Source organism: Siculibacillus lacustris, from assembly GCF_004328075.1.
Classification (GTDB): domain Bacteria; phylum Pseudomonadota; class Alphaproteobacteria; order Rhizobiales; family Ancalomicrobiaceae; genus Siculibacillus; species Siculibacillus lacustris.
Genome location: NZ_SJFN01000022.1, coordinates 66,727 through 88,191 on the forward strand (window position 1 = coordinate 66,727; position 21,465 = coordinate 88,191).

The window sequence follows — 21,465 nt, forward strand, 5'->3', positions numbered from 1 at the left end:
GCCCGGTCCGGATGGCCGTGGGGCGCACGGCGGGCACGACCGCCCGCCGGCCCCGGATCCGGCCGCACGCCTAAGCGGTCGCGCGGCCGGTCGACCGGTGAGGGCTCAGTGCAGTTCGTGCTGCTTGGCGGCGGCCGCACCGGCCTTGGCCTCGAGCCCCATCTTGATCACTTCCGGCAGCGCCGGAACCCGGAACACCCGGACGCCGACGGCATTGTTGATGGCGTTGAGGATCGCCGGATGGGGCGCCGTCAGCGGCGCCTCGCCGACGCCCGCCGCGCCGAAGGGGCCGAGCGGCCGCGGCGTCTCGAGATAGAGGATCTCGATGTCGTCGGGGACGTCCTTCGGATAGGGGATGCCGCAGTCGAGCAGCGTGGTGTGCAGCTCGAGATCGTCGAAGTCCTCGGTCAGCGCCAGACCGATGCCCTGGGCGAGACCGCCGTAGATCTGACCATCGACGGTCGCCCGGTTGATGATCGTGCCGACGTCGACCGCGGTGGTGAACTTCACCACCTTGGCCTGACCGCTCTCCAGGTCGATCTCGACCTCGGGCATGAACACCTCGTACATGTAGACTGGGAACGGCGCGCCCTGGCCGGTCTCCGACGAGCACGCGGTGCAGGCCGCCGCCACCCACTTGCCGTCATAGGCGAGCGGGATCTTCTCGGCGACCATCTCGGCGTAGCTGCGATAGCTGCCGTCGCTCTTCTTCAGGGCGTTGAGCAGCATCTCGGCGGCGATCCGGGTGGCGTTGCCGGTGAAGACGTTGGAGCGCGAGCCGCCGGCCGGACCGGAGTTCGGGCCGTTGGTGTCGTTCATCACCAGCCGGATCTGCTCCGGCTTGAAGCCGGCGACGCGCAGCACCTCGTGGGTCAGGGTCAGGGCCGCGAGATCGGCGCCCTGGCCGTGATCTTCCCAGGCGTTGTACACGGTGACCCCGGTCGGGGTCAGTTCGATCCGCGCCTCCGAGGAGTCGGGGCCGTCGAGACCGCAGCCGTAGATGCCGAGCGAAATGCCGACGCCGCGCTTCTTGCCGGGGACGTCGAAGTCCGCGCAGCGCTTCTTGGCCTCCAGATACTTCGGCCGCAACAGGTCGAACAGCTGGCGCAGCACCAGCACGTCGGGCTTCTGGCCGGTCGGGGTGGTCGCGGTCTCGTCGTAGAGGTTCTTGTAGCGGAACTCGAACGGGTCCTCGCCCATCTTCTCGGCGAGCATGTCGACGGCGATCTCGGAGGCGAGGAAGGCCTGCGGGCTGCCGTAGGCGCGGAAGGCCGAGCCCCAGGCATGGTTGGTGGCCACCGTCCGGCCGCGACCGCGGATCGCGTCGAGATGGTATCCGGCGCCGAGGAACTGGGCTTGGCGGATGGTCAGGAGGTCGCCGAACTCCGAATACGGGCCGTGATCGATCCACCAGTCGGTCTCCATCGCCGTCAGCTTGCCGGCCTTGTCACAGGCGAGCCTGATGTTGACGTTCCCCGGCGAGCGTTTTCCCGTGTAGGTGATGTTCTGGTACTGGTCATAGACCAGCGACACCGGCTTGCCGGTGGCCAGCGCGGCGACGCCGAGCAGCGCCTCCATGGTCGGCGAGAACTTGTAGCCGAAGGTGCCGCCGGTCGGGTTCTGGATCAGCCGCAGCTTGGCCGGCTCGACGCCGAGGCCGGGGCAGATCATCGCGTGATGGAGATGCACGCCGATCGACTTCGACTGGATGGTCAGCACGCCGTCGTCGTCGGTATAGGCGATGCCGCAGTCCGGCTCGAGATGGAGATGGGGCTGACGCGAGCAGTAGGTGGTGATGTCCACCGACGCCGCGGCACTCGCGAACAGCGGCTCGGTGTCGGGACCCTTGACCACGCCCTGCTCGTAATAGGCGTTGGGCACGCCGGGATGGATCTCCATCGCGTCCGGCTCCAGCGCCGCGAAGCCCGACATGTAGGCCGGCAGCACGTCGAGGTCGACGGTGACCGCGGCCGCCGCGGCGCGGGCGTGTTCGACCGTGTCGGCGGCGACGATGGCGATCGCGTCCCCGAACTGGAAGATCTTGTCCTTGCACAGGATCGGCCGATCCCAGCCGTCGCCCTTGTTGGTCGGGAAGGTGATCAGGCCGGTGATCGCGTTGCGGCCCTTGACGTCCTTCCAGGTGATCACCTTGGCCACGCCCGGCATGGTCTCGGCGGCGGCGGTGTCGATGCCCTTGATCAGCGCATGACTGACCTTGGCCTGGACCAGCGCCAGCCGCAGCGTGCCTTCCGGCATGCGCAGGGCGAGATCGCCGCCGAAGTCCCAGGTGCCGGTGACCTTGGCCACCGCCGACGGCCGCGCCCAGCGGGTGCCGAGGATCGAGCCGTCGGTCTTCGGCTTGGCCAGCACCTCGTCGGCGGTCTTCTCGCCGCGCAGCATGGCGGCGGCGTCCATCACCGCGTCGATCAGCGGCTTGTAGCCGGTGCAGCGGCACAGGTTGCGATTGCGGTTGAACCAACCGCGCACCTGTTCGCGGGTCGGATTGCGATTGCCGTCGAGCAGCACCTTGGCCGACATGATGAAGCCGGGGGTGCAGATGCCGCACTGGGCGCCGCCGTGGGCCATCCAGGCGGTCTGCAGCGGATGCAGGTTGCCGGGAGTCCCGAGCCCTTCGATGGTGGTGATGCGGGCGCCGGGCGCCACCTTCTCCATCGGCGTGACGCAGGCGCGCACCGGCTTGTCGTCGATCGCCACGGTGCAGGCGCCGCACTGGCCGTCCTCGCAGCAGATCTTGCAGCCGGTGAGCAGCATCTGCTCGCGCAGCACCTCGGCGAGGTTCGCCTTGACGTCGGCGACCACCCAGCGATCGATTCCGTTCACGTTGAGACAGAGACGTTTCATGGTGGGTTTCCTCCGCTGGCCCGATCTGCGCGCCGCACCCGGGCTTCGTGTCGTTGGGATCGGTGACGCCGCGAGGGGCCGGCGGCCCGCCGCGGCGACGAGTCAGGATGCTTCCTTGTGCCGCGACCGCTCGGCGAGCGTCGCCATGTTGCGCATGATCGGCCGCACCCCGGCCGCGCCGCGCCGCCAGGCGATCATCTCGGCGACCACCGAGACGGCGATCTCCTCGGGAGTCTCGGCGCCGATGTCGAGGCCGATCGGCGCATGCACCCGCTCGAAGGCGGCGGCCGGCACGCCCTCGCCCTGGAGCCGGGCGAACACCGTCAGAATCTTGCGCTTCGAGCCGATCATGCCGATGTAGCCGGCCTCGGTGCCGAGCGCCCAGCGCAGCACCTGCCCGTCGAGCTCGTGGCAGCGGGTGGCGATCACCACCATCGCCCGCCGGTCGGGCGTCAGACGCGCCATCGACTCCTCGAAGGACCCGCTGAGGATCAGTTTGGCGTCGGGGAACCGTTCGGCGTTGGCGAACTCCGGCCGATCGTCGACGATCACCGTGTCGTGGCCGGACAGCCGCGCCATCCGCGCGGTGACCAGCCCGACGTGGCCGGCCCCGAACAGATGCACCACCGGCGCCGGCACGATCGGCTCGACATAGACGTCGAGACTGCCGCCGCACACCATGCCGCTGTCGAGACGGGGATCTTCGTGCAGCGCGAAGGAGATCATCTTCGGCTTGCCGGTGGTCAGGACCTCGCGGGCGGCGAGGATCACCTCGGCCTCGGCGGGACCGCCGCCGACCGTCCCGACGATCGAGCCGTCCTCGTGGACCACCATCTTGGCGCTGGCATGGGACGGGATCGAGCCCTGGACGGCGACGATCGTCGCCAGGGCACAGGGGCGGCCCGCCGCCCGCTCGCGTATCAGGTCTTCATAGACGTCCATCGTCCGCCTCCGCGGGTCGCGTCACGCCGCGGCCTCCCTCGGGAGTAGACGGCGGATCACCCGACCGAAGGTCATCGGCGACGATCGAAGGTCGTCGTCGACGATCTGCGATCTCGACCCCGTGACCATACCCGTGTTCGCGGGCTCTCGCGCGATCGATTATGCTCCGATTATCATAACGGACGAGTTGTCGCAGCCCCGACGGTCGTCGCACATTGCGACGCACCTCTATGGAAGCAGTCCCGGGAGAAGAAATATTTCAGCGGGCGAGACGAAGTCGCGCGCAGCGCGGGAGCCCCCGCCGGGCGCTCCCCTCAACCGGTCGGGCGGTCCTTGGCGAACACCCGCCGATAGAGCGTCGAGCGGTGGATCCCGAGCCTCCGGGCGGCCCGCGAGACGTTGCCGCCTTCGGCCTCCAGCGCCGCGTGCATCGCCGCGAGCGTGATCGTGTCGAGGCCGATCTCGACGTCGAGACCGACCGTCGCTTCCGCCGCGGCCACCGCCGCCGGCTCGCCGGCGACGCGGATCTCCGCCGGCAGGGCGTCGCGGCCGAGGCTCTCGCCGGCCTCGGCGAGCACCACCAGGGCCCGCAGCGTCGCCAGGAGCTGGCGCTGATTGCCGGGCCAGTCGTAGGCGGCGAGGGCCGCCGCGGTCTCCGCCTCGAGACGGCTGCGCAGCGCCGGCGGGGCGATCCGCGCCCACAGCGCATCGATCAGGCCGCGCCGGTCGGGATGGTGGCGGAGCGGCTCGAGATCGACCGTGTAGGCCCCGATCCGCAACAAGAGATCCTGGCGGAAGGCGCCGCGCGCCACCCGCTCGGCGAGCCCGGTGTGGGTCGTCGCGACCAGGGCGAAATCGACGGCGATCCGCGGCTCGCCGCCGCTCACCCCGGCGCGCGCCGCGAGCCAACCGGCCAGCCGCGCCTGGGTGGCGAGCGGCAGGGCCTCGATCGCCTCGAGCAACAGCACGCCGCCGGCCGCCCGGCGGATCGCCGCCGCCTCGTCGGCGTCGGTGCCGCCGAACAGCAGTGCCTCGATCGCCGCCGGATCGACCGCCGAACAGTCGATGGTCACGAACGGCCCTTCGCGCCGCCGCCCGGCGGCATGCAGGCGTCGGGCGAAGATCTCCTTGCCGGAGCCGATCTCGCCCTGGATCAGGATCGCCACGTCGCTGTCGGCCAGCCGCACCGCCCGCTCCAGCGACTTGGTCACCCGCGCGTCGAAGATCGGCACCGGGTCGATCGGCACCGCTTCCGGCCGGCGATCGGCACTCGGGGCGACCATCGACCGCCGCGGCGGCTGCAGCCGCGCGAACATCGTCGAGCCGCGCAGCGTCCGCACCCGGTTCTCCTCCGGCGGCCGATCGCCGATCAGCGTGCTGCGTTCGGCGTCGAAGATCTCGCGGAACGACAAGAGCCCCAGCGCCGACCAGTCGAGCCCGAGCAGGTCGAGCCCATAGCGGTTGGCGCCGACCAGCCGCTCCGCTTCGAAGGCCAGCAGCCCCTCGTGCGGCCCGTCGACCAGACTCGGATCGGCGTGGAAATGCATCTGCTCGTGGCCGCCGAAGCGGCTCTCGAACAGGCGGCGTTCGATCTCCTGGACCGCCCGCTTGACCAGCGCCAGGGTGTGGGTCTGGGCCAGTCGGGAATCGTTGGTGAAGTCGAGGACGCCGATCACCGCCCCGCCGGGATCGAGGATCGGCACCGCCGAGCAACTGAGGATGTGGTGGGCGTCGAAGAAGTGCTCGGCGCCGCGCACCGACACGTGGTGGCGTTCGGCGATCGCCGTGCCGATGGCATTGGTGCCGATCGTCGCCTCACCCCAATCGACGCCGGGGCGCAGCGACACCCGCGACGCCCGTTCGGCGAAGTCCATGTTGCCGACCGTCGCCAGCACCACGCCGCCGGGATCGGTCAGGATGACGATGCCACCGGTGACCCGGGCATCCTCGTGCAGGGCTTCGATCTCGCCGCGCGCCGCCCGCAGAAGCGCCTCGTTGCGCTCGCGCACGTCGCGCAGCTGCGCCTGCGACAGCGCCTCGACCGACGGCTGCCGCTCCATGTCGAGCCCGTGGGCGGCGCTGCGCTGCCACGACCGGACGATCGACGCCGGCACCTCGTCGCCGGGCCGCACGCCTTCCTGAAGGAATCGACGGCGGACGGCGATCAGCGGCGGCGGTTCGCGATGTGCGCCCCGGCCTCCGCCCGCCCCACCCGGCCGCCGCGGCGGCGGTCGCGCGACCATACTGCTCGTCTCCCCGGCTCGGCGGCCTTCGGCCGTCCGCGGACCCTCGCCGCAGACGCGACGGCCCTGTTTCCGGTTCATCATGCACCCGATCGGCGATCGCGAACAGTCGACCGATCGTCGCCCGCCCCTCGTCTTTGGCAGGGAGGGCGGCAGCCGCGGGCTCACACCACCGCAGCGGGCAGATCTTCGCCGGCGTAGAAGGCGGCGAGGCTGCGCACCACCACCGACCCCATCTCCAGGCGGGTCTCGCGGGTGGCGCTCGCCTGATGCGGCTCCAGCACCACGCCCGGCAGATCGAGGAGCGCCGCCGGCACCCGCGGCTCGTCGGCGAAGACGTCGAGCCCGGCGCCGCCGAGCCGCCCCTCGACCAGCGCCGCCACCAGTTCCGGCTCGTCGACGACGCTGCCGCGCGCCACGTTGATCAGCACCCCCTCCGGACCCAGCGCGTCGATCACCGCCCGGCCGATCAGGCCGCGGGTCCCCGGCCCGCCGGTCGAACAGACCACCAGCACCTCGCTCCAGCGGGCGAGCTCGACCAGATCGCCGACGAAACGCCCCGGCGCCTCGGCGACCGGCGCCAGATCGGTATAGGCGATGTCCATCCGGAAGCCGCGCGCCCGCTCGGCCACCGCCCGGCCGATCCGCCCGAGCCCGACGATGCCGAGCCGCCGGCCGGTCGCCTTGCGCCCGAGCGGAAAGCCGCTCTGCGGCCAGGACCCGGCCCGCACGAAGCGGTCGCCCTGGGCGAGGCGGCGCAACACCGAGAGCGTCAGGCCGAGCGCCATGTCGGCGACGTCGTCGGTCAGCACGCCCGGCGTGGTGGTCACCCGGATGCCGCGGGCCCGCGCGTCGACCAGATCGACCGCATCGGTGCCGACGCCGTTGATCGCCACGATCCCCAGGCGCGGCAGCGCCGCCACCAGATCGGCCGGCGCCCCGGTCGCTCCGCCGGTGACGATCGCCGTGACCGTCGGGGCGACGGCGGCGATCATCGCGGCGCGATCGGGCGCGCGGTGCAGGCGATGGACCACATAGGCGGCGTCGAGCGCCGCCTCGATCTCGGCCATCATCGGCTCGAGCATCAGGATTTCGGGCTTCATGGGCGGGGTCCCAGGGGTGGAGAGACGGAGCGGGCGGCGGTCACACCAGCCGCAGGGTGATCGTCCCGAGGCCGGGATAGGTGGCGATCGCCACCGCGCCGGCCTCGATGAACAGGGTGCCGGTGCACGAGCCGGTGGTCACCGTGTCGCCGGCCTTGAGGCCGCCGAAGCTCCGCGCCCCCTCGTCGGCCATCCACATCAGCAGGCGCAGCGGATCGCCGGCCGAATTGCCGCCGACCACGTCGGCGACCCGGCGCCCGTCGATGTCGAGGGTGATCGGCTGATCGGCGAAGCCGCGGGCGATGCGCGCCGCGTCGACCGGGGCCGCCGCGCCGACGATCAGCGCGCCGTGGCTGCCCTGGTCGGCGAGATGGGACAGCGAATCCTGCGAACCGAAGGCTTCGAAGCGGGTGTCGCAGATCTCGAAGGCCGGATGCACCGAGCCGATCGCTGCCACCACCTCGTCGCGGGTCCACGGCGCGTCGCGGACCGGCAGATCGCGGGCGAAGCGGAACACGATCTCCGCCTCGATGCCGGCGACGAAGAAGGCGTCGCGCGGCAACTCGTCGACCTCGACGTGGAGCGTCGACGCGAGGATCGGCGAGCGCATCGGCCGCGCCGTCGGGCTCGGCGCCCCGACCTTCCAGGCCACCACCGGACCGAGCCGGCGCGCCACCTCGTCCTCGATCGCCTCGGCGTCGGCGACGTCGCGCGGCCGCGCGCCCTCGGGCAACGCGGCGAGGCGCAGGCCGGCGGTGCGGGCTTCGAGGAGGGCGGCGACGGCGGCGGCGCGGTCGCAAGAAACGGACGGCGAATCGGTCATGGTCGGTCTCCGGCGCGACGACCGGTCCCGCGGGACGCCCGCCGTCGTCCGGTCCGTCGCAGATCTCGAGGGCGCGCGGGCCCCCTCGGGCCCGACGCGTCGGCGACCTTCCGGCGGAACCGCGCGGACTGCAAGAGGATTTCGCCACTCGGCCGGAACCCGCGCCACGGGGACCCGCCGGCCGAGGCGGCGAGGCGCGGGCCGGATCCGACCGGCGTCGGCGCCCGTCGAATCGGCGGGTTCAGCTCAAGTCTTCGCCGAGATGTTTATTTTCCGTCAATTCACCGGCGATGTTGTAATCGCCTCCCATGCGCCCTATTTCTCAGGAGTCGATAGACGGCCGAAATGCTTTGTATGTGCCCGACCTGGTCGGGTGCTCTCGAAAATTTCTCCCCTGAAAATGCGATTTCGACAGCCGGCGCGAAAACCGGCGAGCTGCCAAGTGCTTTCGAAAGGAATACCCATGCCCACCGGCGTCGTGAAATGGTTCAATTCGCAAAAGGGCTTCGGCTTCATTCAGCCCGACGACGGCGGCAAGGACGCCTTCGTGCACATCTCCGCCGTCGAACACAGCGGTGTCGGCGAGCTCTATGAAGGCCAGAAGCTGAGCTTCGAACTGGTCACCGACCAGCGCACCGGCAAGACCTCGGCCGATCGGCTCGTCATCCTGCCGTGATCGCGACGCCGCCCGCGTGACACTGCCGCCGCCACGCCGCGGTGCCGATGCAGGGCGACCGGCCCGCCTCCCTCCTCCCGAGGGGGCGGGCCCATTTCTTCCTCGGACGTCGCCGCCCGGCGGCAAGGAGCCTTCCCATGGCCGATGGACACAGCCGCAAGGGTCGTGAAGACCGCAAGCCCAAGGCCGAAAAGCCCAAGGCGGTTCCGGCCGCCGCCGCCAACGCCAACCTGGCGATGATCGCGGCGATCAACAACGGCCCCAAGAAGAAGAAGTGAGTCCGCTCCGGCGCGCCGAGGATCTTCGGCGCGGCGGACCCGATCGCCGACCGAGCGGCCCTTTCCGCTCGTGACCGCCCCGCCCGATCGCGCCGGGCGAGGAGACGTTCCCATGCGTTGGCTCGGTAAACTCACCGGCAACGGCGAACTCAGCTGCGACGGCACCCCCGTCGGACGCGTCGCCTACGAATTCGACGGCTACGCCCAGGGCGGCCGCGAGATTTCCAGCAGCGGCGAGATCCGCTTGGCCTCGCTCGAACTGCGTCAGGTGTTCGGACGACGCGGCGTGCAGCTGCGCACCGACGACGGCCGCCTGCTCGGCCTGCGCTTCTCCGACAAGGGCCTGCGCGGCGACCTCGACGTCGCCCATGTCGACGTCACCGGCGATCTGCCGGCCACCGAGAAACAGTGGCGCCACTGATCGGCCCGAGCGGCCGACGAGGCGCCCGGCCCGCGGGACACCTCGCCGATCCCCCGTCCGTCCCGGGGTCAGCGGGCCGCACTCACCTTGTGCGAGACGCACAACCGGTCGATCTCCGCCCAGTCGAGATCGACGCCGAGCCCCGGACCCTGCGGCACCACCGCATTGCCCAGCGCATCGATCGGCAACGACCCGAGCATCGGGAACTGGAACGCCGATTCCGGCACGAACAGCTCGAAATATTCGCAGTTGCGGATCGCGCAGGAGACGTGGAGATTGGCCACGTCCATCAACCCCATGGTCGTGGTGTGGATCTCGCAGTTGAGGCCGAAGGCCTCCGCGAGATGGGCGATCTTCATCGTCCCGGTCACTCCGGCCTTCCACGACACGTCGGCGCGCACGATGTCGGCGGCGCGTTGGGCGATCGCCTGCGCCACCCCCCAAGGACCGCCGCGCGTCGTCTCGGTCGCGGCGACCGGAATGTCCAGCGCCTCGCACAGCGCCTGATACTTGTAGAGTTCGAAGTCGCGGAACGGCTCCTCGAACCACACGTAGTCGAGCTTCTCCAGATCGCGGCCGACCCGGATCGCCTGATCGAGGGTGTATTCGCCGACCGGATCGGAGAACAGCAGATAGTCCGAACCGACCGCCTCGCGCAGCGCCCGATGCACCTCGATGTCGCGCCGCCACGGCCCGGGGCCGTGCACCTTGTAGCCGGGGATGCCGCGCTTCTGGTAGGCGAGCGCCTCGGTCACGTATTCGTCGGTGGTGTCGTGGAACAGGCCGCTGGCATAGGCCGGCAGCCGGTCCCGATAGGCCCCGAGATACTTGTAGAGCGGCAGATTGGCGGCCTTGGCGGCGAGATCCCACAGGGCGACGTCGAGCGGTCCCGGCAGATAGACCGGGAAGAACGTCAGGTGACGATCGAGGGTCCACAGATCGTGCCAGATCTTCTCACGGTCGACCACGTCGCGGCCGAGCACCACCGGGGCGATCGTCTCGTGCAGAAAGGCTTCGGTGATCCGCCCCGACCGCGCGGCCAATGCCGAGGCATGCCCCGACAGCCCGGTATCGGTGCCGACCCGCAGCACCACCACGTCCCACGGCATGTTGGCGCCCGCCCGGCTCTCCGGAAACAGCGTCAGGTCGCGCTTGCAGTGCCAGGTTTCGATTTCGGTGATCTTCATGCTCGTCGCTCGCTCTCCGGGATCGCGCTCGTCCTGTCAGACAGGTTCTACAGGCGGCGGTGCGACCCTGGCAAGAGCGGAGTTTCCCGTCGCTGCAGCCCTTCGCGGCGCGCAGAGCAGCCGGCGCGGCGGTCGGACACGGCCGCGAAACCGACCGGCATCGACCCTGACCACCCCGGCCTTTACCGAAAGCCAACCTTCCGAGCCTAAGGATCGAGCTCCGACGAACGTCGTATCATCGCGTCACAGGTGGCCCATGCCGACTCCCCGAGTTGCACTTCCGAAGCCGCCGGCGCGGGCCGGCGACGCCGCGGCGATGTTCGATCTCGCGCCGGTGTCGCTGTGGGTCGAGGACTACAGCGGCGTCAAGCGCCTGTTCGCCGAATGGCGCGCCGCCGGCGTGACCGACCTCAGGGCCTTTCTCTGCGAAGATCTCGACCGGATCCGCACCTGCGCCGGCCTGATCCGCATCGTCGAGGTCAACCGCAAGACGCTGTCGCTGTTCGAAGCCGAAGACCAGATCCGCCTCATCGCCAATCTCGACGTGGTGTTCCATGACGACATGCTGGTCACCCATCTCGACGAGCTGGTGCAGCTGTGGAACGGGCAGACCGAGTTCTCCGGCCTCACCGTCAACTATACCTTGACCGGGCGGCGGCTCGACATCCGCCTGAACGGCGCGATCCTGCCCGGCTACGAAGACGACTGGGCCCGCGTCCTGGTCGCGATCGAGGACGTCACCGAGCGCGAGGCCGCGCGCCGGGCGCTGGCCGACAGCGAGGCCTATGCCCGCGGCCTCTTCCAGCATTCGCCGGTGTCGCTGTGGGTCGAGGATTTCTCGGCGGTCAAGCACCTGCTCGACGACGTCCGCGCCTGCGGCATCACCGATCTCCGGACCTTCACCGACGTCCATCCCGAATTCGTCCAGCGCTGCATGAGCGAGATCCGGGTGATCGACGTCAACGCCTGTACGCTGTCGCTGTTCGGCGCGGCCGATCGGGCCGACCTGCTGCTCCACCAGCACCAGATCTTCCGCGACGCGATGCAGCGGCCGTTCCGCGAACAGCTGATCGACCTGTGGCACGGCGAGTTGCTGCAGCACCGCGAGGTCGTGAACTATTCGCTGGCCGGCGACGAACTGCATCTCCTCATGCAGTTCTCGGTGCTGCCCGGCCACGAACGCGACTGGTCGCTGGTCCAGATCGCCCTGACCGACATCACGGCGCGCAAGAAGGCCGAGGCCTATCTCGAATTCCTCGGCAAGCACGACGTCCTGACCAAGCTCTACAACCGATCGTTCTACGTCGACGAGATCAACCGCCTGGAGCGCGCCGGCCTGTCGCCGACCACCGTGGTGATCGCCGACCTCAACGGCCTGAAGATCGCCAACGATCGGCTCGGCCATGCGGTGGGCGACCAGCTCCTGCGCCGCGCCGGCGAGATTCTCAAGGCCGCGGCCCCCGAGCCGGCGCATGCGGCGCGGATCGGCGGCGACGAATTCGCCATTCTGCTGCCGGGCACCGACGAGCGCGGCGGCCAGGCGACGATCGACGACATCCAGCGACTGGTCGAGGTCAACAACCAGTTCTACGGCGGCGGCACCCTGAGCTTCGCCCTCGGCATGGCCACCAGCACCCCCGGCGAACGCCTCGAAGAGGTGATCAAACGCGCCGACGCGATGATGTACCGCGCGAAACGGGCGTATTACGCGGGCCGGGGTGGAAGGGAGTGAGGGGCGAGGGGGGGGGGAAGCGCACATAGGTCCGTGGTGGAGAAGCGTCTCAAGGGCGGCGGCACGTGAGCGGTAGGCGGGAATAGCCGAGATCGTCGGCGAGAACCAGGTGATCGGATTGGAGCCGTATCCGGTGATGCGGGCGGCGGAAGGGCGGGGCGTGAATGCGTTGGGATCCGCTAAGCGCCGACAGCGGTCATTGCACGCAGCAGACGAAGCAGCTAGCATGATGTCAAGATGGTAGCAACACTTGCAATAACAACGGCATATTCGATTATCAATATTGAGAGGCAGCATGATTTCCCTACTCCACACGCTGTTGGAACTTGGCCACTCCACTTCGAAAAACTTGGAATTCGCCCATTCTCCTGATGTAAAGGTCAGCTATGGAGAAGAGACGATTACTGAAACGAATTTGCTGGAAATCAGGCGGCGCCATGCGCGCGAAGTAACACTTCTGACATTTTCAAAATCGCAGGAAAGCAAGAACACCGGAGCCGACTGGGAGTGGCACATTATCGGAAGAGTCTACACCCTGAAGATGCGTGTGCAAGCCAAGAGAATTCATAAGGCCGGTGGAATTGGAAACCTGAAACAGATGGGGAAAGGAGCCAGCCAGCCGCAGATAGATTTGCTCATTGAAGATGCCAAGGCGAACGACCTCTTCCCTGCGTACTGCTTTTATTGCGCCGAACCCCAAAGATCTTACTGGATAAAAGGAACCGTAAAAGAAAAATTCGAATCGTTCGAAACTGGCTGTCTGATTGCGGACGCTGAAACTGTGAAATCAAAAGCGCCAAAAAAACTCGATGATATCGAAAACGATACCGTCCCCTGGCATTTTTTATGTACGAGACACAAATTCTCGACGAGGCAGAACCCCTACCTTCTACGATTTCAGGAAGATCTTCCGATCGAGCGATATATAGAAGAAATCATCCCGTCCCCTGAAGACCGCGCAACCGATATTGGGCTGCCTACGATCTTCCAACTGAACGAAGGGCGCTCCAGGCTTGACGAGAGGAAAGGGATATCGCGCACGCCTGAGGCCGTTGGCGAAGAGATCACTCCAGAGGACTTTAAAAAGCGCGGAATAACCAGATTTCTAAAGATCGACATGCGCGCACCGGATCTGTTTGCAATAAGACGCTGACCATCTGAGCTATCAAGCTAGGCGCAATGCAGGCCGCCACATCGTCGGATATCTGTATTCCGGAAAAGTTATGGGGCGGCTTCCGGTCGAACCGCGACATTGCGCGCACCGGCGACGCCGCGATTTCAACCGCGCCTCGATCGGGTGCCATGTGACCGAGAGGTGACCGAGCCCTCTCGGCGCCTCTGGGAAACCCGCGACCTCAACCTCTGAAACTCACCCCCAGAAACGACGAAAGCCGCGGTTTCCCGCGGCTTTTCGATCGTCATTCCCTCTGAGAGAGAATGGAGCGGGAGAAGGGATTCGAACCCTCGACCCCAACCTTGGCAAGGTTGTGCTCTACCCCTGAGCTACTCCCGCATCCGATGGGGTGACCGGCGTCGCCGCCGGACGGACGCTTCTATGCCTCAGGAGCGGAGCCGACGCAAGACGGAATCTGCACGAACGCACCCGAACGCCGCGAAGACCTCTGGAAAAGTGGAATTTCGCCAGCGTCGTCAAACCCTTGCGACGGATCTCTCGGTGATTTTTTCCGCTCTCGTGCGCCTTCGCGCCGTTGCGCGGGCGCGGCCAGCGCTCTAGAAGACCGCATTCCGCCGCTTCGGCGCGACGCCCCGAACGGCCGGGGCCGCGTCCGCCCGCGCCCGCCGTCGGACCTCGCCAATGCCCTGGACCCGCGCCGATCTCCTCGCCCGCCTCGCCGAACTCGGCATCGCCACCACCACGCACGACCACCGCGCGGTGTTCACCGTCGCCGAGAGCGAGGACGTCAAGGGCGCCATCCCCGGCGGCCATTCCAAGAACCTGCTGCTCAAGGACAAGAAGGGCCGGGTGTTCCTGGTGGTCGCCGAGAGCGACGCGGCGATCGACCTCAAGGCCATCTCCGAACCGATCGGCGCCTCCGGCCGCGTCACCTTCGGCAAGCCCGAGCTCCTGATGGAGCTGCTCGGCGTCACCCCCGGCTCGGTCACCCCCTTCGGCATCGTCAACGACGCCGAGGGCCGGGTGACGGTCGTTCTCGACGCGCCGCTGCTCGATCACCCGATCCTCAACTTCCACCCGCTCGAGAACACCGCGACGACCTCGATCGGTCGCGACGATCTCGTCCGCTTCCTGACCCTCTCGGGCCATCCGCCGCGCATCGTCGCGGTCTCCGACGGCCGCATCGCCCCGGCGCCCGACGCCTGAGCGTGGCCGCCCCGCCGCGATCGGGCGAGCCCGCGCGGCGATCGAATCCACCACCGTCGGATTGCGGATCGACGGCTTTGACCCCATCTTGGGGGCGACCCCACCGTGATCGGCCCGTGCGCGCCGGTCGCGCCCCGCCACTCGGAAAGACCACCATGACCGGCCCCAGCTTCACCTACGGCAACGGATATCCCCAGATGAAGGCGACCGTCGCGACGTCGGCGACGCCGGCCGCCGCACCCGCCGGCGACGACCTGATCCGCGAGACCTCGACCCGCGACTTCATGAAGGACGTCATCGACGCCTCGGTCGACACGCCCGTGCTGGTCGACTTCTGGGCGGAATGGTGCGGCCCCTGCAAACAGCTGACGCCGATCCTCGAGAAGGTCGTGCGGGCCGGCAAGGGCCGGGTCAAGCTGGTCAAGATGAACATCGACAACCATCCGGAAGTCGCCGGCCAGCTCGGCATCCGCTCGATTCCCGCGGTCATCGCCTTCAAGGGCGGCCAGCCGGTCGACGGCTTCATGGGCGCCGTGCCGGAGAGCCAGATCCAGACCTTCATCGACAAGATCGCCGGCCCCGGCGGCCCGTCGGAGATCGACGTGCTGGTCGCCGAGGGCGACGCGGCGGCGGAAGCCGGCGACCTCGCCGAAGCCTCCAAGCTCTATGCCGCGGCGCTGCGCCTCGAGCCGGCCCATTTCGGCGCCACCGTCGGGCTCGCCGGGGTCTATGTCACCGCCGGCGAATTCGCCCAGGCCGAGCAGTTCCTCACCACCCTCCCGGCCACCGCCGCCGGCGATCCGCGCGTCGCGGCGGTGCGCGCCCGCATCGCGCTGGCCAATCTGTCGAGCGCCGTCGACGACGTCCTCGCCCTCGAGGCGCGCCTCGACAAGGATCCCGCCGACCATCAGGCCCGTTTCGACCTCGCCCTGGCGCTGGCCGGCAAGGACCACCGGCAGGCGGCGGTCGATCATCTGATCGAAATCATCCGCCGCGATCGCGCCTGGCAGGAGGACGGGGCGCGCAAGCAGCTCCTGCAGTTCTTCGAAGCCTGGGGCCCCAAGGATCCGGCGACCCTGTCGGGACGCCGGCGTCTGTCGTCGGTGCTGTTCGCCTGACCCTCGAGGGGAGTGCCATGACCCGGGCCGGCAACCGCATCTACGAGACCGTCGAGGATCTCCCGCTGGTGGTGCCGGTGTTCCCGCTGCCGGGCGTGCTGCTGCTGCCGCGCCGGACCTTGCCGCTGGAGATCTTCGAGCCGCGCTATCTGGCGATGACCGACGCGGTGCTCGCCGGCGAGCGGCTGATCGGCATGATCCAGCCGCGCCTCGACGTCCTCTCCGTCGCGCTCGCCGGCCGGCCGCCGCTGGAGGCCGTCGGCTGCCTCGGCCGCCTCACCCGCTACGTCGAGAACGGCGACGGCCGCCTGTCGATCACCCTGACCGGCGTCAGCCGCTTCCGCATCGCCGAGGAACTGGCCACCACCACGCCCTATCGGCAGGTGCGCATCGACGTCGAGCCCTTCACCGCCGACTTCCGCCCCGGCACCGGCGAGGCCGGGGTCGATCGCGGCGCGGTGCTCGCCACCTTGCGCGCCTTCGTCACCGCCCATCGCCTCGACGTCGAATGGAGCCGGTTCGAGACCGCCTCCAACGAGGCGCTGGTCGACGGTCTGGCGATGATGTCGCCCTGCGGGCCGCGCGAGAAACAGGCGCTGCTCGAAAAGCCCAGCCTCGCCGCCCGCGCCGAACTGCTGATCGCGCTGACCGAACGCGCCCTCGGCGAGGCCGAAGGCGGCGGTGGCGGCGGCCCCCTGCAATGATCCCCGGAGAGTCCCCCGTGACCGACGCCGCCCCGCCGCCCGAAGACCGCCAGCGCGGCCGGATCGATCCCAAGCTCCTGGAACTGCTGGTGTGCCCGCTGACCAAGGCGCGGCTCGACTACGACGCCGACCGCCAGGAACTGGTGTCGCGCTCCGCGCGCCTCGCCTATCCGATCCGCGACGGCATCCCGATCATGCTGCCCGACGAGGCCCGCCCGATCGACTGATCGGGCGCCCGTGAGGCTGTCCGAGCGGGCGATCAGCCGTGCCGGTCGAGCCCGGCGATCGCCCGCGCGAAGTCGCCGGCATCGAAGGGCTCGAGGTCGTCGACCCCTTCGCCGACCCCGATGTAGTGCACCGGCAGACCGAAGGTGTCGGCGATCGCCACCAGGATGCCGCCGCGCGCCGTGCCGTCGAGCTTGGTCATCACCAGTCCGGTGACCCCGGCGACCTTGCCGAAGATCTCGACCTGATTGATCGCGTTCTGCCCGGTGGTGGCGTCGAGCGTCAGGATCACGTCGTGCGGCGCCGTCGGGTCCTGCTTCTTCAGCACCCGCACCACCTTCTCGAGCTCGGCCATCAGCTCGGCGCGGTTCTGCAGCCGGCCGGCGGTGTCGACGATCAACACGTCCGAGCCGGCGGCGCGTGCCGCGACCAGCGCGTCGTAGGCGAGGCCGGCGGCATCGGCCCCCGGCTCGCCGGCGATCACCCGGGCGCCGGTGCGGGCGCCCCAGATCTTCAGCTGTTCGACCGCCGCGGCGCGGAAGGTATCGCCGGCCGCCAGCGTCACCTTGCGGCCCTCGCGGCCGAGCTTCATCGCGAGCTTGCCGATCGTCGTGGTCTTGCCCGAACCGTTGACCCCGACCACCAGCACCACCCGCGGCAGATCCGACGGTGGCAGCACCAGGGGACGGGCCACCGGCGCCAGCACCTTCTCGACTTCCGCCGCCAGCACGGCACGGACCTCGGTGTCGGAGATCTCCTTGTCGAAGCGGTCGCGGCGCAGCGTCGCGGTGATTCGCGCCGCCGTGGCGAGACCGAGATCGGCCTGGATCAGGATGTCTTCGAGATCCTCGAGCGTCGCCTCGTCGAGCCGCCGCTTGGTGAAGATCGCGCCGATGCCGCCGCCGAGCGCGGTCGAGGTGCGCGACAGGCCGCTCTTCAGCTTGTGCCACCACGAGGCCTTGACCGGCGCGGCGCCGGGTTCGGCCGCCGGTTCCGGCTCCGGGGCGACCGGCGCGATCGCCGGCGCTTCTTCGACCACCGGTTCGGCGACGCTCTCGGCCGGCTCCGGCGCGGCCTCGGCCTCGATCGCCTCCGGCGGCGCGTCGCGCTCGATCACCTCGACCGCTTCGGTCTCGGCGACCGCTTCGGGCGGCCGGGCCGGCGCCTCGGGCTTGCCGCCGCCGAACAACCGACCGAACAATCCGCGCTTGCCGCCGTCGCTCATGCTCTGTCCTTCGATTGTCCGGGCGTCGTCGCCTCGGCGATCAACACCGTTCCGTCGCGGCCGATCACCCGGGCGGCGACCACGTCGCCCGGCGGCAGGTTCGACACCCCGCCCGCCGCGACCCGGATCGCCGCGAACTGCTCGGTATGGCCGACGTCGTCCTTCTCGATCAGCACCTGCTCGACCGCGCCGATCCGCGAATCGAGATGGGCCGCGAGTGCCGCCTCGCCGACCGCCCGCAGTCGCGCCGCCCGGTCCTTGACCTCGGCGCGGGCCACCTGCGGCATTCGCGCCGCCGGCGTGCCCGGCCGTGGCGAGAACGGGAAGACGTGGGTGAAGGTCAGGCCGCAGTCGGCGACCAGATCGATCGTGTTCTGGAACATCGCCTCGGTCTCGGTCGGGAAACCGGCGATCAGGTCGGCACCGAAGACGAGGTCCGGCCGCCGCGCCCGCATGTCGGTGCAGAAGCGCAGAGCGTCGTCGCGGGAATGGCGCCGCTTCATCCGCTTGAGGATCATGTCGTCGCCCGACTGCAGCGACAGATGGAGATGCGGCATCAACCGCGGCTCCGAGGCGATCAGGTCGATCAGCTCCGGATCGGTCTCGATCTGGTCGATCGACGAGATCCGCAGCCGTTCGACCCCCGGCACTTCGCGCAGGATCGCCCCGACCAGCCGCCCGAGCCGCGGCGTGCCCGGCAGGTCGTGGCCCCAGGAGGTGATGTCGACCCCGGTCAGCACCACCTCGCGATAGCCGCCGTCGGCCAGCCGCCGGATCTGTTCGACCGCCACCCCCGCCGGCACCGAGCGCGAGGCGCCGCGGCCGTAGGGAATGACGCAGAAGGTGCAGCGGTGATCGCAGCCGTTCTGGACCTGGACGAAGGCGCGGGTGCGGGCCTCGAAGCCGGCGATCAGGTGGCCGGCAGTCTCGCGCACCGAGAAGATGTCGTTGACCTTGACCTTCTCGCTGGCGTCGATGCCGAAGGCGGCGATCGCCCCCCAGCTCGCCGCCTCGAGCTTGGCGTCGTTGCCGAGCACCAGATCGACCTCGGTCATCGCCGCGAAGGTCTCCGGCTCGATCTGGGCGGCGCAGCCGGTGACCACGATGCGCGCGTCGGGCCGCTCGCGCCGGGTCCGGCGGATCGCCTGGCGCGCCTGGCGCACCGCTTCGGCGGTGACCGCGCAGGTGTTGACGATCACCACGTCGTCGAGCCCGGCCGCGGCGGCCTGCTCGCGCATGGTCTCCGATTCCGAGGTGTTGAGCCGACAGCCCAGGGTGACCAGTTCGACGCTCACTCCGCGGCCCCTCGGACCGCGCCGTCGCGGGTCCACGTCAGCGTCGCCCGGTCGATCGTCCCGGCAAATTCCGTCTCGACGTCGCCGGTCATCAGCACGTGATCGTCGCTCGCGCGCCAGTCGATCGCCAGCACCCCGCCCGGCAATGTCACCGCCACCCGCCGCCCGGTGCGCCGGGTCCGCGCCGCCGCCACCGCCGCAGCGCAGGCGCCGGTGCCGCAGGCCCGGGTCAGCCCGACGCCGCGCTCCCACACCTTGAGCGTCAGGCTGTCGGCCGAGGTGACGTGGGCGAGCGAGATGTTGGCGCGCTCGGGGAAGATCGGATGATGTTCGAGCATCGGCCCGATCCGCGCGAGATCGTAGGCCTCGACGTCGTCGACCCAGAAGATCGCGTGCGGATTGCCCATGTTGACCACCGCCGGCGAATGCAGGATCGGCGCATCGATCGGCCCGATCTGCAGTTCGATGGCGCGGGTGTCGGCGAAGGGTTCGGCGAGCGGGATCTCGTCCCAGGCCAGCCGCGGCACGCCCATGTCGACGGTGACCCGCTCGCCCTCGCCGGTCTCATAGGCGCGCAGCAGGCCGGCGCGGGTCTCGATGGTCACCGCCTCGCGGCCGGTCTCGCCGATCAGCAGTCGGCCGATGCAGCGCGTCGCGTTGCCGCAGGCGTCGACCTCGCCGCCGTCGGCGTTGTCGATGCGCATGAAGGCGTCGGCCCCGGCCGGCGAGGCCTCGATGGTGATCATCTGATCGAAGCCGATGCCCGTCGCCCGGGAGGCCAGCGCGGCGATCTCGTCGGGCCGCAGCCGCGGCACCCCCGCGCGGGCGTCGAGCACCAGGAAGTCGTTGCCGAGCCCGTTCATCTTGCGGAAGCGAAACGCCGTGGTCATGCCTCGTCCTCGTCGGCCCCAACGGGCGTCGCAGAAATTTTCGTCGCGCCGCGGGCGCCGCGCCCCTTGGTCGCCTTTCCGCCCGCCGCAGTTCTCGCTTATATGGCGAAACCGCGGGCAAAAGACCAGTCCGGGAAGGATCGCCGCCGACATGAGCCACCACGCCTCGGTCCATCCCGCCCCCCGCGGCCCCAGCCGTCCGTCGCCCTGGGTGCTGCGGTTCCTCGCCGGCGCGCCCGCCGGCGGCCCGGTCCTCGACGTCGCCTGCGGCGGTGGGCGCCATCTGCGCGCCGCCCTCGACCGCGACCATCCGGTCGTCGGCCTCGACCGCGACCTCGGCGGCGTCGCCGATCTCGCCGGCCGGCCCGACGTCACCCTCGTCGCCACCGACCTCGAAGCCCCCGACCGCGGCCCCTGGCCTGTCACTGGGCGCCGCTTCGCCGCGGTGGTGATCACCAAATACCTCTATCGGCCGCTGTTTCCGGAGATCCGCGCGGCGGTCGCCGACGACGGCGTGTTGATCTACGAGACCTTCGCCCGCGGCCAGCCGCGCCACGGCCACCCGGCCCGCGACGTCTTCCTGCTCGGCCCCAACGAGCTCCTCGCGCCGGCTCTGATCGACGGTCTGGTGGTCGTCGCCTTCGAACAGGGCGAGATCCCCGCCGACCCGGTCACCGGCCGCATCCCGGAGATCGTCCAACGCCTGTGCGCGGTCGGACCGGCCCACCCCTGGGTCCTCGAACGACCGCGTCCGATCGATTGACGGCCGCCCCGGCGGTGTCCCATGGTCACGTCCGAAGCAGCGGCCGTTCGGCCGGAATCGCGGACAGGAACCGAACCCCGCCGGTCGCCGACCGGCCACCAGGAGCGACGACGATGACGTCCCGAGTACGCAGTCCGTCCATGGCGGTGTCGTTCGGCATCGGCGCCCTGCTGCTGGCCACCGCCCTGCCGGTGACCGCCGCCGAAACCCCGACCGCCGGCGAGACCCCCGCCGCCGCCTCGACCGAATCCCCTCCGGCCGCGGTCACCCCGCCGCCGGCTCCGACGGTCGAGACGCCGCCGCCGACCACGCCCACCCCGGTCACCACCGAGACCCCGGCCGCGCCGCCCACCGCTCCCGCCGAACCGCCGGCCGTCGTCGCTCCCGCCCCGGCCGCATCGCCGGCCGCGGCGACCCCCACCACGCCGGTCACCACCGAGACCCCGGTCGTCGCTCCCGTCGCGCCGCCGACGCCGATCGCGCCGCCCCCGGCACCCGAATCGCCCCCCGCTCCGCCGGTGACACCGCCGACCCCGACTCCGCCCCCAGCTGCCGAGCCCACCCCGGCGCCCGCGCCGGTGCCGCCGGCGCCCGAACCCGCGACCCCGCCCGCTCCGCCGCCGGCTCCGGTCGTGCC

Annotated in this window: 20 protein-coding genes and 1 tRNA gene; 11 read left to right on the forward strand and 10 right to left on the reverse strand. The window is 69.8% G+C overall.

The window, feature by feature from the left end:
- Positions 1 to 105: 105 nt before the first annotated feature.
- The 5 genes from EYW49_RS14890 to EYW49_RS14910 form a co-directional block, all read right to left on the reverse strand.
- Positions 106 to 2,862 (reverse strand): molybdopterin-dependent aldehyde oxidoreductase, encoded by a 2,757-nt coding sequence (locus tag EYW49_RS14890; RefSeq protein WP_131310381.1) that lies wholly within the window; start codon positions 2,860 to 2,862, stop codon positions 106 to 108.
- A 102-nt stretch (positions 2,863 to 2,964) separates the two neighbouring features.
- Complete coding sequence (locus EYW49_RS14895) at positions 2,965 to 3,804, reverse strand: XdhC family protein (protein ID WP_131310382.1); 840 nt, start codon at positions 3,802 to 3,804, stop codon at positions 2,965 to 2,967.
- A gap of 314 nt (positions 3,805 to 4,118) precedes the next feature.
- A complete protein-coding gene (locus EYW49_RS14900; RefSeq protein ID WP_165498271.1) occupies positions 4,119 to 5,936 on the reverse strand; it encodes a sigma-54-dependent Fis family transcriptional regulator in 1,818 nt (605 codons plus the stop codon).
- Between the two features lie 275 nt (positions 5,937 to 6,211).
- A complete protein-coding gene (locus tag EYW49_RS14905; protein WP_131310384.1) occupies positions 6,212 to 7,150 on the reverse strand; it encodes a 2-hydroxyacid dehydrogenase in 939 nt (312 codons plus the stop codon).
- Positions 7,151 to 7,190: 40 nt separating this feature from the next.
- Positions 7,191 to 7,973: a 2-keto-4-pentenoate hydratase gene (locus EYW49_RS14910; RefSeq protein ID WP_131310385.1), complete on the reverse strand. Its 783-nt coding sequence runs from the start codon at positions 7,971 to 7,973 to the stop codon at positions 7,191 to 7,193.
- A 463-nt stretch (positions 7,974 to 8,436) separates the two neighbouring features.
- Here EYW49_RS14910 and EYW49_RS14915 point away from each other — a divergent pair, with 463 nt between their 5' ends.
- The 3 genes from EYW49_RS14915 to EYW49_RS14920 all read left to right on the forward strand — a co-directional run bounded on the left by EYW49_RS14915 (position 8,437) and on the right by EYW49_RS14920 (position 9,348).
- Positions 8,437 to 8,649 (forward strand): cold-shock protein, encoded by a 213-nt coding sequence (locus EYW49_RS14915; RefSeq protein ID WP_131310386.1) that lies wholly within the window; start codon positions 8,437 to 8,439, stop codon positions 8,647 to 8,649.
- 137 nt (positions 8,650 to 8,786) lie between these two features.
- The gene (locus tag EYW49_RS23025) at positions 8,787 to 8,927 is read left to right on the forward strand and encodes a hypothetical protein (protein WP_165498272.1); all 141 of its coding nucleotides are present in this window, start codon (positions 8,787 to 8,789) and stop codon (positions 8,925 to 8,927) included.
- A gap of 112 nt (positions 8,928 to 9,039) precedes the next feature.
- On the forward strand, positions 9,040 to 9,348 hold the full coding sequence (locus EYW49_RS14920) for a hypothetical protein (protein WP_131310387.1): 309 nt from the start codon (positions 9,040 to 9,042) through the stop codon (positions 9,346 to 9,348).
- 68 nt (positions 9,349 to 9,416) lie between these two features.
- Here the strand turns inward: EYW49_RS14920 and EYW49_RS14925 are convergent, their stop codons facing one another.
- Positions 9,417 to 10,535 (reverse strand): enolase C-terminal domain-like protein, encoded by a 1,119-nt coding sequence (locus tag EYW49_RS14925; protein WP_131310388.1) that lies wholly within the window; start codon positions 10,533 to 10,535, stop codon positions 9,417 to 9,419.
- Positions 10,536 to 10,851: 316 nt separating this feature from the next.
- Here EYW49_RS14925 and EYW49_RS14930 point away from each other — a divergent pair, with 316 nt between their 5' ends.
- Complete coding sequence (locus tag EYW49_RS14930) at positions 10,852 to 12,267, forward strand: sensor domain-containing diguanylate cyclase (RefSeq protein WP_228259624.1); 1,416 nt, start codon at positions 10,852 to 10,854, stop codon at positions 12,265 to 12,267.
- Positions 12,268 to 12,562: 295 nt separating this feature from the next.
- Positions 12,563 to 13,420, forward strand: coding sequence for a DUF6615 family protein (locus tag EYW49_RS14935; RefSeq protein ID WP_131310390.1), 858 nt, complete (start codon positions 12,563 to 12,565; stop codon positions 13,418 to 13,420).
- 285 nt (positions 13,421 to 13,705) lie between these two features.
- Here the strand turns inward: EYW49_RS14935 and EYW49_RS14940 are convergent.
- Positions 13,706 to 13,780 (reverse strand) — tRNA-Gly (locus tag EYW49_RS14940).
- Between the two features lie 303 nt (positions 13,781 to 14,083).
- Between EYW49_RS14940 and EYW49_RS14945 the strand changes: the two genes are divergently transcribed.
- From EYW49_RS14945 to EYW49_RS14960, 4 genes are all read left to right on the forward strand, one after another.
- Positions 14,084 to 14,608, forward strand: coding sequence for a prolyl-tRNA synthetase associated domain-containing protein (locus tag EYW49_RS14945; RefSeq protein ID WP_131310391.1), 525 nt, complete (start codon positions 14,084 to 14,086; stop codon positions 14,606 to 14,608).
- 155 nt (positions 14,609 to 14,763) lie between these two features.
- On the forward strand, positions 14,764 to 15,726 hold the full coding sequence (gene trxA / locus EYW49_RS14950; protein ID WP_165498273.1) for a thioredoxin: 963 nt from the start codon (positions 14,764 to 14,766) through the stop codon (positions 15,724 to 15,726).
- Positions 15,727 to 15,743: 17 nt separating this feature from the next.
- A complete protein-coding gene (locus EYW49_RS14955) occupies positions 15,744 to 16,430 on the forward strand; it encodes an LON peptidase substrate-binding domain-containing protein (RefSeq protein WP_131310392.1) in 687 nt (228 codons plus the stop codon).
- A 17-nt stretch (positions 16,431 to 16,447) separates the two neighbouring features.
- Positions 16,448 to 16,657: a Trm112 family protein gene (locus EYW49_RS14960; RefSeq protein ID WP_228259625.1), complete on the forward strand. Its 210-nt coding sequence runs from the start codon at positions 16,448 to 16,450 to the stop codon at positions 16,655 to 16,657.
- Positions 16,658 to 16,689: 32 nt separating this feature from the next.
- On the opposite strand, the gene ftsY is transcribed toward EYW49_RS14960, so the two are convergent.
- From ftsY to dapF, 3 genes are read right to left on the reverse strand one after another with little or no spacing between them, the layout of a single operon-like run.
- Positions 16,690 to 17,880 carry a signal recognition particle-docking protein FtsY gene (gene ftsY, locus EYW49_RS14965; protein WP_131310394.1) on the reverse strand — a complete coding sequence of 397 codons (1,191 nt, stop codon included), beginning with the start codon at positions 17,878 to 17,880 and terminating at the stop codon, positions 16,690 to 16,692.
- Positions 17,877 to 19,175: a tRNA (N(6)-L-threonylcarbamoyladenosine(37)-C(2))-methylthiotransferase MtaB gene (gene mtaB / locus EYW49_RS14970; RefSeq protein ID WP_131310395.1), complete on the reverse strand. Its 1,299-nt coding sequence runs from the start codon at positions 19,173 to 19,175 to the stop codon at positions 17,877 to 17,879. The genes ftsY and mtaB overlap by 4 nt, the downstream gene beginning before the upstream one ends.
- Positions 19,172 to 20,065, reverse strand: a complete 894-nt coding sequence (dapF, locus tag EYW49_RS14975; protein WP_131310396.1) for a diaminopimelate epimerase — start codon at positions 20,063 to 20,065, stop codon at positions 19,172 to 19,174. Before dapF ends, mtaB begins: the two co-directional genes overlap by 4 nt.
- 151 nt (positions 20,066 to 20,216) lie before the next feature.
- Between dapF and EYW49_RS14980 the strand changes: the two genes are divergently transcribed.
- Both EYW49_RS14980 and EYW49_RS23270 read left to right on the forward strand, forming a co-directional pair.
- The gene (locus EYW49_RS14980; RefSeq protein ID WP_131310397.1) at positions 20,217 to 20,828 is read left to right on the forward strand and encodes a class I SAM-dependent methyltransferase; all 612 of its coding nucleotides are present in this window, start codon (positions 20,217 to 20,219) and stop codon (positions 20,826 to 20,828) included.
- Between the two features lie 140 nt (positions 20,829 to 20,968).
- On the forward strand, positions 20,969 to 21,465 hold a 497-nt coding region (locus EYW49_RS23270; RefSeq protein ID WP_206365479.1), incomplete at its 3' end, for a hypothetical protein.

What these genes read in the sequence shown, in the direction of transcription:
- EYW49_RS14890 (WP_131310381.1), bottom strand. Translation starts at nt 2,862, where the DNA reads ATGAAACGTCTCTGTCTCAACGTGAACGGAATCGATCGCTGGGTGGTC.
- EYW49_RS14895 (WP_131310382.1), bottom strand. Translation starts at nt 3,804, where the DNA reads ATGGACGTCTATGAAGACCTGATACGCGAGCGGGCGGCGGGCCGCCCC.
- EYW49_RS14905 (WP_131310384.1), bottom strand. Translation starts at nt 7,150, where the DNA reads ATGAAGCCCGAAATCCTGATGCTCGAGCCGATGATGGCCGAGATCGAG.
- EYW49_RS14910 (WP_131310385.1), bottom strand. Translation starts at nt 7,973, where the DNA reads ATGACCGATTCGCCGTCCGTTTCTTGCGACCGCGCCGCCGCCGTCGCC.
- EYW49_RS14915 (WP_131310386.1), top strand. Translation starts at nt 8,437, where the DNA reads ATGCCCACCGGCGTCGTGAAATGGTTCAATTCGCAAAAGGGCTTCGGC.
- EYW49_RS23025 (WP_165498272.1), top strand. Translation starts at nt 8,787, where the DNA reads ATGGCCGATGGACACAGCCGCAAGGGTCGTGAAGACCGCAAGCCCAAG.
- EYW49_RS14920 (WP_131310387.1), top strand. Translation starts at nt 9,040, where the DNA reads ATGCGTTGGCTCGGTAAACTCACCGGCAACGGCGAACTCAGCTGCGAC.
- EYW49_RS14925 (WP_131310388.1), bottom strand. Translation starts at nt 10,535, where the DNA reads ATGAAGATCACCGAAATCGAAACCTGGCACTGCAAGCGCGACCTGACG.
- EYW49_RS14930 (WP_228259624.1), top strand. Translation starts at nt 10,852, where the DNA reads ATGTTCGATCTCGCGCCGGTGTCGCTGTGGGTCGAGGACTACAGCGGC.
- EYW49_RS14935 (WP_131310390.1), top strand. Translation starts at nt 12,563, where the DNA reads ATGATTTCCCTACTCCACACGCTGTTGGAACTTGGCCACTCCACTTCG.
- EYW49_RS14945 (WP_131310391.1), top strand. Translation starts at nt 14,084, where the DNA reads ATGCCCTGGACCCGCGCCGATCTCCTCGCCCGCCTCGCCGAACTCGGC.
- trxA (WP_165498273.1), top strand. Translation starts at nt 14,764, where the DNA reads ATGACCGGCCCCAGCTTCACCTACGGCAACGGATATCCCCAGATGAAG.
- EYW49_RS14955 (WP_131310392.1), top strand. Translation starts at nt 15,744, where the DNA reads ATGACCCGGGCCGGCAACCGCATCTACGAGACCGTCGAGGATCTCCCG.
- ftsY (WP_131310394.1), bottom strand. Translation starts at nt 17,880, where the DNA reads ATGAGCGACGGCGGCAAGCGCGGATTGTTCGGTCGGTTGTTCGGCGGC.
- dapF (WP_131310396.1), bottom strand. Translation starts at nt 20,065, where the DNA reads ATGACCACGGCGTTTCGCTTCCGCAAGATGAACGGGCTCGGCAACGAC.
- EYW49_RS14980 (WP_131310397.1), top strand. Translation starts at nt 20,217, where the DNA reads ATGAGCCACCACGCCTCGGTCCATCCCGCCCCCCGCGGCCCCAGCCGT.